Raw genomic sequence first — 9,754 nt, 5'->3', positions numbered from 1 at the left:
GCCTGTGCTGAATCTAAAGGAATTACGTGTGGCACGTGGTGAGGGCGATGAGCGTCACGAAGTCTATTTGCCAGAACTTGCTCTCATCTCGGGACAAGTAGCGGCAATTGTCGGCCCTAGCGGCTGTGGTAAAAGCACCCTGCTAGAAGCAATAGGGCTTTTGCTCGCTCCCAGCACGCTGCAAAGCTATTCGCTTGGGAAGGCAAAGACCGACGTGGCCGCCTTGCTGCATAACAGGAACGAAAACACCCTGGCCAGCATTCGCTCGAAAGACATTGGCTTCTTACTACAGAACGGTGGGCTGCTGCCGTACTTGAGCGTACGCGACAATATTACGCTCCCCCGGCGCTTATTGGGCCTACCCGCTAGTAGTGAACGCATTCAGCATGCCTGTGCCAAGCTGCGCCTGGACGCTCTGTTGGATAAACGCCCTAGTGCGCTTTCCATTGGAGAGCGCCAGCGCACTGCTTTCGTGCGAGCGATGGCACATGAGCCGCAGGTATTACTGGCCGATGAACCCACGGCAGCTCTTGATCCATACGCAGGGGCTCAGCTTTTTGACCTTATGGTATCGCTTGTGAAAGAGCTCGATATGGCTGCACTCGTGGTCTCCCATGACTACACGCTGGTTGATCAGTTCAAACTGCCAAGACTGGCAGCCTCCTTAACGCCAGAGGGGTGTTGTTTTGCCTTCGCGCAGTAACCGATTTTTTCTCATTACTCGTTTAGCGTTGCAGGATCTTTGGCATGATCGCCAAGTATCGTTATGTATCGCGGCCGCTTTAGTAGCAGTGATTGCGCCGCTGTTGCTGCTTTTCGGACTCAAACATGGCGTTGTTAGCCAGCTTCAAAGCGAGCTACTTGATGACCCACGAAACCTCGAAGTGCGCATGCTGACAAGCGGTAGTTATGACGATCACTGGATGACGAAACTGCGCGAACATCCCGAGGTAGGGTTCGCTATTGGGCAAACACGCTCACTGAATACTCAAGCCAATTTGCTGAAGGATCGTCAGCACTTCCTGGAGGGCATCGAATTGATTCCTTCGGCACCTGGCGACCCGTTGCTAAACACCCTGGATCGCTACCCTGAAGGGGCACGCATCATCTTAAGTGAGTCAGCGGCCAGGCGCCTTGACGTCATCGAGGGCGAATCTCTTACTTTAGCGGTTAACAGAAGGCTTGATGAACAGCTTGAGCGTGGTCACCTGAACGTAGAAATTGCGGGTGTACTAGAGCCTGCCCGCTTTTCGCGTCCGGCTGCTTTTGTGGATCTTTCACTGCTTATTGAGTTGGAACACTTTCGAGACGGTCAAGCAAGTCCCCTTTTAGGCATAAATAATGGCTTAGCGCGAGATGATTACCCATTGAGATACGCCCGGGCGCGTGTTTACGCCAAGGATGGCGATTCAGTACAGGGATTAGTGGAGTGGTTGGAGAACCAGCGTATTGATACTGCAAGCCAGCTTGCTGATATTGAAAATGTACGCACCATCAATAGAGTTCTAGAACTCGTTTTCGGTGTTATTGCCGTAACAGCGATTATTGGATGCATGGCCTCCATGAGTGGTGCTTTTTTAGCCAACATTGATCGAAAACGCCGTGAGTATGCTGTTTTACGCTTGCTTGGTTTTCAACGCCCGGCTATCGCCACCTATATAGCCGCTCAAGTGAGCGTGTTAACGCTAATCGCTTTTGTGGCAGGGCTGGGCCTATTTGCGCTGGGTTCCGTCGTTTTTAACCGTGCCCTCGCCACGAGCCATTTAGCCTCAGGCGTTGTGAGCCATATTACCCCCCTCCATGCCGTGATCGCTTTAATACTCGCTTTTTCGGTAGGGCTATTGGTCGTCATGGTCGGCGTGATACGTGCCTACGGAATTCAACCAGCGGAGAGTCTACGTGAAGCTTGAACGTTGCCTTATCTTATTATTGTCCGGACTTAGCGTTTCCAGTATTGCCCAAGCGGAGCAATGGCCTGAAAGACTCTACAACCCAGCCCCTTCGAGTGGGGATGTGGTGCTTCCAATGCCGTGCGGTGGTGCAATGACGTTTCGCCAGGTACATGTGCCCGTCAGCAAACCACTCGATGACTTTCCCGTTCAAGTAGGGCAAGACGGCACAGGATGGGGTTACGTGGAGCAAAGCCGTCCAGCACATATTTCGGGTAGCTTTATAGACGACCAAGGAGCTACCTCCCGGTACTACCTAATGGCCAAGTACGAGCTAACCGAACTACAGTACGAAGCCCTAATGGAAAACACATGCCCAGGCCTCTCTAATCGTAAGCGTCTTCCCAAAGTAGGCATTAGTTGGTTTGATGCCATGCAGGTTGGCGATACTTACAACCTGTGGCTGCGTGACAATGCGGTGGATGCACTTCCTCAGGAAGACAGTGCGTTAGGTTTCGTGCGTTTACCCACAGAAACTGAATGGGAGTTCGCTGCACGTGGCGGTCTTGAAGTAAGTACGGCGGAGTATCGTGATTCTCGTTATCTCATGCCAGAAGGAATTAATGCTTACGAATGGTTTTCAGGCGCTCAGTCTTCCAATGGACGACTCCAGCTAACAGGCCTATTGGCCCCTAATCCATTAGGCCTACATGACATACTGGGTAACGCCAGTGAAATGATGTTTGAACCCTTCCGACTTAACAAGCTTGACCGCCAGCATGGCCAAGCAGGTGGCGTTATCGTGCGCGGTGGCAATTATTTAAGCCCTCGTGAAGACATTCGCACGGCCTTACGTAGTGAAGAGCCGTACTATGATGGTGAAGGCCAATCCCGCGGCCGTGCTACCGGCATGCGCCTGGCTGTCGTAGCACCGACACTTACCTCCCGAGAGCGTATCGCAGAGATCGAAGAGCAGTGGGCAGCGCTTGGACTGGGAGAGGAAGAAGATGGCACGCCGGATACGGCAGTCCAGTTGGCCGCCCTGGCCTCTGGCGTACAAGATGATGCTTTACAAGAAGAACTTCAGTCACTAGAGCGCCAGTTGCGTGCCAGCAACCAACGTCGTGAAGAAGCACGCAACCAGGCAATTCGTGCCAGCCTCAACTTGGGTGCTTTTCTATGCACCAAGTTAGAAGACGATGGCGTTTTTTATGATTTTCTGGCGGATAACTATCGGGTTAACTGTGAAAACGACAACCCTGATGCCAGTTGCGGAATGCGGCAAACCCGCCTGGAGGATCAAGAACAGCGCCTTCAAGGTCTTAGCCGTTATTACGCAAGCAGTTTGGTGGAATCCGCCACTCTATATAGTTCCGATTCTCTAGCAGAACAAGTGCAAGTATTTAGCGAAATTCTCTCCCTTAACGCTCAGTTAAGCGAGCTTGAACCCTATCTTCAAACTTACTGGGGGCATCAGCAACAGTTTTTAAACAATCAGAGCATTACCGCCGGGGCTTGGCTTGAGAACTGTAAAGCCATGGCAAAATAATAACCACTATTAAACAACGCAAGGGAACAACACATGTCGCTCTACACCACTTATTTTAAGAAGCTGCTCGTTGGCTCAGCAATAGCAAGCACACTTGCTCTATCTGGTTGCGCCAGCACCGGTAGTAGCTTATTCAACAGTTCTGACAACCAATCAGCAGATCCACGCTTAACGCAAGGCAACGATGCTCAGTTTTTCAATAAATCTGGTTTTCAAGCCTGCGCAGCAGGTGCAGCTGTTGGCGTTATAGGATGTATGCTCAGTGGCTCTAGCAACCAAGCTCAGTGTGCCATTATTGCAGGCATCAGTGCCTGTGGCGTCGCCATGGGTGCTAACTACTATTTAGACCAGCGGCGTAATGAATATGCTTCATCAGCAGAGCGCTTACAGATGATGAGCAAAGATATTCAGCAAGATACTCAGAAAGTTATCGCCCGCACAGAAACGGCCCGTCAAGTTATGGCCGAAGACCGCCAACGTATCGAACGATTAGAGCAGGAAATGGCTGAGCAACGTATAAACCAGGAAATGGCTCAAAACGATTTAGCCGGTATCGACAGTAATATCGAGATCCTACGACGCGATATTCGAAACATGCAAAAAACAGTGACCGAATATGAAGAAGTGGCCCAGTTAGAGCGTCAAGAAGCAAGCTCTTCTGAAATTCAGCAGGTTGAGCAAGACATTGCCGTAATGAATCAGCAGGTACTAGCGCTGCAACAAGAAGTCGATGATCTCTACAGCATGCGTTCTGCGATCACTCTGGGGTAAGAAGACACTATGATGAAGTTTCAACTTATGGCTGTCGCTTGCGGCCTGATACTACTTAATGGCTGTGCCACTTCTCCGCAAGCTTGTGACCCCAGCCAAGAAGCCAGTCTTCTCACCAAGCTATCTTGTGATGCTGGCGGCGGCTATCGGTCACGTATCGATGCTGGCGAGCAGCAAGTGCAGCTTGATAAAGAAGAAAATGCACTGTTTCGTGATATCCAGCGGCAAATTGCAGAGCAGCAACGTGCTACACGAGATGAGCTACGCGTGACTAATCAGCAACAATATGAACTTGAGCGTACGATTGAACACTTAATGGTGCGCTTACAGAGCCGCTCTCAAGATCAGTTAGGGCTACAGCATCAACTGAACGCGTTAGCGCAGCAGAATAACGCGGACTTAGCAACGTCTGGTGCAGAAGAGGAGAGTTTCGCTGAACGACAAGCACGGCTTAAAGCTTTGCAAGAGCAAGTAGACAGACTTCAACAAAGCCTGGGCTATGCACCGTGATGATTCAAAAGATAGCGGCCTCCTCGCTGGAGGGCCTCCATGCAGCGTATTCTGCGTGAGGAAGGGCTTGCTTTGGCAGACCCTCTGCAACCACAGCGGTTGCAGAGGCTCGTCCATCGCTACAGCCCTCCTAGCATAGGCAACTTATTTGCCACGCCTCGCCCGGGAAATTCCGATAGTCTGGAGTGGTGGACGGAGTTACCGGGACAATCCCATCACTTTAAAGAGCTTCCACTCAGTGACCAGCAGAAGCTGAAAGAGCGTCTTGATCAACGCTTATTGGCTTTAAGCAACCTGATCACTGAACTGGAAAAACGAGACAACGCAGCTGCGAGTGAGTTAAGGCAGTTGCCCTCGGGGCCCAGCACCGAAAATCTGTACTCAGTAAATGGCGAACCGCTTTTAGTTCACTGGGTACCCGTGCAGTCGATGGCAGGTCCTGTTACGTCCTCAACGCCAATCAATCAACCTGTAATGGCACGACCAGCAGATCCTCCAAGGCGGCGCTATCACTTGCTATTACCGTTATTACTCTTACCGCTTATGGTTGGGCTAATACTGCTTGGCTTGTGGCTTGCCTTTAATCGATGGGGACCGTTTTCTCTTCCTTGGCAACCAAGCGAAGACGAAACAATCCCTCTTGTCTGCTATAGCGACAACACCCCCCCACCAGAATTCGTAGCTATCTTTGATACTTCCGGTTCCATGAACCTGAATATTCAAACGTCCAGGGAAGATGAATTGTGGTTTTTCAACATGCCCGATGCCCTGCGTGAGTTTCAGATCAATGATCCACGTATGCAGCAAATAATTGCCAGTCCCTCACGTCTCACTGTCGCTCAAGGAGCCTTCACCGACTTAGTGCAGGCGATTGACCCCAGTGTCGATATTGGACTGATCACCTATCAAGGGTGTGACGCTACGGTTATGCAAGGCATGTTCTCTGCAGAGCAACGCCCACAGCTCATAAAGGGTGTTAATCGATTGCTGGCTAATGACGGTACACCACTAGGAGCAAGCTTATTACAGGCCGCCAATATCGTTGATGGCAAAGAGCGTGATGCGGTTATTTTAGCGTTTGTTGATGGCGATGATGGCTGTGGTCAGGACCAATGCGCTATTGCTCAAGAAATTGCCCGCCAACAGCCCAGGCTCAAAATTAACGTTGTGGATATTTCGAACAGCGGATTATCAAACTGCATCGCCGAACAAACAGGTGGGCGCGTGTTCGGATCTCAAGATGCTGAAATGATTAGTACAATGCTATTAGATGCGGGAAGAGAAGCACTTGGTGAGGAGTACTGCACCCCCTAAGTCTAAGCCTTTAAAACCATAGTATTAACCAATCCTAGCGCCTGACAATAAACCCTCACGCCGCTCAACGGGCGTGCGCAACCAAAGCGTTAACAACACCACGGCCAGCAGCACTTCCGCCAGGTCGCCGCCGTAATACATCCATTGGGCGGCGGCCTGTACTTCCTCAAGCGAATGGCCAGTACCACGAGGCCAACCGTAGCCGTACATCAGCTTGCCCAACAGGCTATGAGTGGCAATAGACGCAAACAGTACGCCCATCCGAAAAAGCAGGCTCAGCCGATGGGGCGACACATCAGGCTCGGCCAGAATCGTCCAGCAGAACAGGTACCCGGCCAAAAGAAAGTGCAGGTGTATGACAACATGCACTATCGGGTGATGGAGAGATAGCGCATAAAGCGGCGTTAAATAGAGCACGTACATACCGCCGATATTGAGCACAAGTGCGCTAACCGGGTGTGAAACAAAGCGCACAAACCGGCTGTGTAGCAAAGCGACGACTCGTCTTCCGCCCGCCTGAGGCAAGGCGCGTAGCAGTAACGTAACAGGGGCCGCCAGTACCCAAGCGAGCGGTGCAAACATACCAATTAATAGATGCAAAACCATGTGGCCCACTAGATCATGGTGCGCCCAAGCCATTAAAGGTGGCGCCACGGCGATAGCAATCAGCAGGCTACCCAGGGTAAAAAAGATACTTCGCCAAACGCTCCATCCGACTGTTTGTTGCCGCTGGGCATAAGCGGCCAGAAGATACGCCAGCATAAGTAGAACGATCAGTGCCACGGGCAGCCAATCAAGCATCGACCCGTGAGCGGCGTGATCGTGAACCTGCATGCTTAATGACGCGCCAAGCGCTTGGCGCGAAAAAGCAACCAGACGCCTACCAACAATAACCCTACCGCCGTGCCATTCCACACCACGTCATACATCAGCGGATCAACCCCATAGCGAATCTGGTGCAGGCGTAAAATCTTGTGGTTAATAACGCCGTCGAAAAGCTGAAACCCGCCCATCCCCAGAAAGAAGCCCGCTTGAGCACAACGGATCGACAACCGTTTGCGCTGGGAAAGATCAAGCAGCATAAACACCCCAACTACGATGGCGAGGAGCTCAAAGGCATGCAGTAAACCGTCCGAGAAGATCCCAAACGCAGGCGTGGAGAAATCGAAAAAATGGTGCCATTGAAGCAGTTGGTGGAAGACGATTTCATCGACAGCGGCCATGACACCAATTCCCATCAGAATGGCTGCCCACAGCGAGCGTTGGGTATCAAATACTGACGAGGCGGGGTAGCTAGCCATGGCATCCTTGCTCCTGGAAGTTTCCCCTCAAGTTAGGTACGCCACACGCTTATCGCAACCAGAAAGAGGTGATCCCAGGCTAATTTTAACCATGTTAAGCCTCATCGTTACCCCCTAGAATAACCACGTCGGTGTTCTTTCGAGAACCTAATAGAGAATCCGCCGTGGCCTGGCCGCGAAACGGAACTGCCCCCGCAACTGTAGGCGGCGAGCGATGCTCGACAATGCCACTGGACGCTATGTCTGGGAAGGTGAGCTAGCGACGACCCGTCAGTCAGGAGACCTGCCGACACCCTAACCTTCATCGAGCGGGTCGGCTCGGCTGGCTACTTAGCCAGCTACACGCCAGCGGCCTGCTCATCATGCACGGGAGTGTACATGATGTTGAGATTAACCACGGCGGCTGTCGCCAGTCTTTGGCTGGGGCAAACCGCCTATGCCGCCACCGACTACCCCTTGACGCTTGAAAGCTGCGGGCACGAGATCACACTAGAATCGCCCCCTGAGCGGGTAGTGAGTATCGGCCAAGCGCCCACCGAGCTCCTTTACATGCTGGGCCTTGAAGATACGGTTGTCGGCACCGCACTCTGGATTAACCCGGTACTAGAGGAGTTTGCTGACATTGACGCCAATATAGAACGGTTGGCGGATGATGCACCAAGCTACGAAAGTGTGGTGGCTACCAAGCCTGACCTGGTGATATCTGCCTATGAGTGGATGATTGGGCCGGCAGGCGTGGTCGGTACGCCTGAGATGTTTGCCGATGTGGGCATTCCCAGCTGGACCATGCCCACGGAGTGTATTGGCAAAAGCAACCACCAGAGCATGGACGGCGCCCGCACAACGCTGTTTGATACCGAACTGCTTTACAACAGCATCGCGACACTTGCGCAGATGTTTGATGTTGCCGAGCGCGGTGACGAGCTGATAACCGAACTGAAGACGCGTGAGGCTGCCGCTATCGAAAAGGCAGCGGCCCTTGATTTACCGGACGATACTACTGGCGTGTTTTGGTACTCCTCCGCCGACTTGGGAATCGACCCTTATGTGGCAGGTGTTAACAGCGTGCCCGGTTGGATGATGTCGAAGCTGGGCATCGCTAACGTCGTGACGTCAGAAGAGGAGTGGCCCACCGTCGGTTGGGAAACCATTGTTAGAAGTGACCCCACGTTTATTGCTGCCGCCAGAATGGATCGCCGTCGGTTCCCAGCCGACGACATTGCCGCCAAGCGGGCGTATCTTGCGTCAGACCCTGTCACCAGCATGACCGAAGCCGTGCAACAAGGCCGCATTATTGAGATTGATGCCCATGCGATGGACCCCTCGGTTCGAGCTATTTTTGCGCTGGAAGCACTCGCCAACCAGTTAGCGGAATTTGACCTATCACCGTGAGGCATTGCGCCGCCACATTGAGCGTGCCCCAAGGGCGCGCTTCTTACTCATTAATGCACGGGCTTACTCACTATGAAAATGATGCGACGACTTGTTGTTCTGCTTGGCCTGCTACCGTTGGTGGCTCTGGCCGACACACATACTGTTGAGATGCTGAACCGCAACGCTACCGGGTCAATGCCTTTCGCACCGGACTATCTTGTTGTTCAACCTGGCGATACGGTGAAATTTCTAGCCACCGCCCCGGGGCATAATGCGGCCACCATTGACGGCATGATCCCCGAAGGCGGCGAGGCATTTGTAGGCAATATTAACGAAGAGATTGAGGTAACGCTGGATGCCGAGGGCATTTGGGGCATCAAGTGCTCACCGCATTACACCATGGGCATGGTGATGCTGATTCAGGTCGGCGATACCACCGCAACGGAAGAGGATCTGCCCGACAACCTGCCTGCACCGGCACGCCAGCGTTTTGTTGAAATCCTGTCACGGCAGGCAAACAATTAACTATATTACTTTATCTATTCGGGCGGTTTGTCACATCAAACCGCCTTTAAAGATCAGCATTTAGTGATACCTCGTGAGCCTGGTCACTTTTGATATGAAAAAGCTCTCTGGGCGAACTATCTAACATATAATGTTGATCTTCTTTGCTCTCGATCCTCTCAGACAACCCAGTGAGCAGACATTAAACATACGACTTTAACACCTCCAGTACGCCATCTAGATCACACACCTTCCATCATCGCCTTTGCGGCATCTTGCTATCTAACAGCGCCGCCACCATTAAAAAAACAACTTATAAGAAAAAATAAAAAGCACTTTAAATACATCAACTATAGACTTAAAAAAGTCATAAAGACTTACCGTCAAGATAGACAAGTCTGATTTTTAATTAAATTTGACTTAGATCAAACCTGGAATCATCTTCTCCCCTCATGGCTTCAGCTATAACGCTCATTGCCGATAAAAGTAAGCAATCCATTAATGCACAGGCACACGCGCAGTTTATGGTCAGCTTTTCAACG

At 51.7% G+C, this 9,754-nt stretch carries 10 protein-coding genes and 1 riboswitch; of the genes, 8 read left to right on the top strand and 2 right to left on the bottom strand.

Annotation, left to right across the window (positions count from 1 at the left end):
* Positions 1–28 precede the first annotated feature (28 nt).
* The 6 genes from ACT3T6_RS16325 (at position 29) to ACT3T6_RS16300 (ending at position 6,033) form a co-directional block, all read left to right on the top strand.
* The gene (locus ACT3T6_RS16325) at positions 29–703 is read left to right on the top strand and encodes an ABC transporter ATP-binding protein (protein WP_287076923.1); all 675 of its coding nucleotides are present in this window, start codon (positions 29–31) and stop codon (positions 701–703) included.
* Positions 687–1,910 (top strand): ABC transporter permease, encoded by a 1,224-nt coding sequence (locus ACT3T6_RS16320; protein ID WP_225733911.1) that lies wholly within the window; start codon positions 687–689, stop codon positions 1,908–1,910. The genes ACT3T6_RS16325 and ACT3T6_RS16320 overlap by 17 nt, the downstream gene beginning before the upstream one ends.
* Positions 1,911–2,043: 133 nt before the next feature.
* Positions 2,044–3,438, top strand: a complete 1,395-nt coding sequence (locus tag ACT3T6_RS16315; RefSeq protein WP_226913386.1) for an SUMF1/EgtB/PvdO family nonheme iron enzyme — start codon at positions 2,044–2,046, stop codon at positions 3,436–3,438.
* A 33-nt stretch (positions 3,439–3,471) separates the two neighbouring features.
* Positions 3,472–4,209: a hypothetical protein gene (locus ACT3T6_RS16310; RefSeq protein ID WP_192528422.1), complete on the top strand. Its 738-nt coding sequence runs from the start codon at positions 3,472–3,474 to the stop codon at positions 4,207–4,209.
* 9 nt (positions 4,210–4,218) lie between these two features.
* Positions 4,219–4,719 (top strand): hypothetical protein, encoded by a 501-nt coding sequence (locus ACT3T6_RS16305; protein WP_225733913.1) that lies wholly within the window; start codon positions 4,219–4,221, stop codon positions 4,717–4,719.
* Between the two features lie 39 nt (positions 4,720–4,758).
* Positions 4,759–6,033 (top strand): VWA domain-containing protein, encoded by a 1,275-nt coding sequence (locus ACT3T6_RS16300; protein ID WP_192528423.1) that lies wholly within the window; start codon positions 4,759–4,761, stop codon positions 6,031–6,033.
* 24 nt (positions 6,034–6,057) lie between these two features.
* Here ACT3T6_RS16300 and ACT3T6_RS16295 read toward each other — a convergent pair whose 3' ends face one another.
* The gene (locus ACT3T6_RS16295; RefSeq protein ID WP_193053186.1) at positions 6,058–6,867 is read right to left on the bottom strand and encodes a cytochrome c oxidase assembly protein; all 810 of its coding nucleotides are present in this window, start codon (positions 6,865–6,867) and stop codon (positions 6,058–6,060) included.
* A 2-nt stretch (positions 6,868–6,869) separates the two neighbouring features.
* The gene (locus tag ACT3T6_RS16290) at positions 6,870–7,334 is read right to left on the bottom strand and encodes a DUF2243 domain-containing protein (protein ID WP_193053185.1); all 465 of its coding nucleotides are present in this window, start codon (positions 7,332–7,334) and stop codon (positions 6,870–6,872) included.
* 112 nt (positions 7,335–7,446) lie between these two features.
* Positions 7,447–7,639: riboswitch (cobalamin riboswitch) on the top strand.
* Between the two features lie 73 nt (positions 7,640–7,712).
* On the opposite strand from ACT3T6_RS16290, the gene ACT3T6_RS16285 reads away from it, so the two are divergent.
* Both ACT3T6_RS16285 and ACT3T6_RS16280 read left to right on the top strand, forming a co-directional pair.
* On the top strand, positions 7,713–8,726 hold the full coding sequence (locus tag ACT3T6_RS16285) for an ABC transporter substrate-binding protein (protein WP_193053184.1): 1,014 nt from the start codon (positions 7,713–7,715) through the stop codon (positions 8,724–8,726).
* A gap of 81 nt (positions 8,727–8,807) precedes the next feature.
* A complete protein-coding gene (locus ACT3T6_RS16280) occupies positions 8,808–9,233 on the top strand; it encodes a pseudoazurin (protein ID WP_287076905.1) in 426 nt (141 codons plus the stop codon).
* Positions 9,234–9,754 lie beyond the last annotated feature (521 nt).

It is taken from the genome of Halomonas sp. 72, assembly GCF_052379785.1.
In the GTDB taxonomy this organism is placed as follows: Bacteria; Pseudomonadota; Gammaproteobacteria; order Pseudomonadales; family Halomonadaceae; genus Vreelandella; species Vreelandella citrativorans.
The sequence above is the reverse complement of the archived record's forward strand: the minus strand, read 5'-3'. Positions and strand labels throughout refer to the sequence as shown.

Excerpts from the sequence above, each read along its gene's own strand:
- ACT3T6_RS16315 (WP_226913386.1), top strand. The coding sequence starts at position 2,044 with ATGACGTTTCGCCAGGTACATGTGCCCGTCAGCAAACCACTCGATGAC.
- ACT3T6_RS16310 (WP_192528422.1), top strand. The coding sequence starts at position 3,472 with ATGTCGCTCTACACCACTTATTTTAAGAAGCTGCTCGTTGGCTCAGCA.
- ACT3T6_RS16305 (WP_225733913.1), top strand. The coding sequence starts at position 4,219 with ATGATGAAGTTTCAACTTATGGCTGTCGCTTGCGGCCTGATACTACTT.
- ACT3T6_RS16300 (WP_192528423.1), top strand. The coding sequence starts at position 4,759 with ATGCAGCGTATTCTGCGTGAGGAAGGGCTTGCTTTGGCAGACCCTCTG.
- ACT3T6_RS16295 (WP_193053186.1), bottom strand. The coding sequence starts at position 6,867 with ATGCAGGTTCACGATCACGCCGCTCACGGGTCGATGCTTGATTGGCTG.
- ACT3T6_RS16290 (WP_193053185.1), bottom strand. The coding sequence starts at position 7,334 with ATGGCTAGCTACCCCGCCTCGTCAGTATTTGATACCCAACGCTCGCTG.
- ACT3T6_RS16285 (WP_193053184.1), top strand. The coding sequence starts at position 7,713 with ATGATGTTGAGATTAACCACGGCGGCTGTCGCCAGTCTTTGGCTGGGG.
- ACT3T6_RS16280 (WP_287076905.1), top strand. The coding sequence starts at position 8,808 with ATGCGACGACTTGTTGTTCTGCTTGGCCTGCTACCGTTGGTGGCTCTG.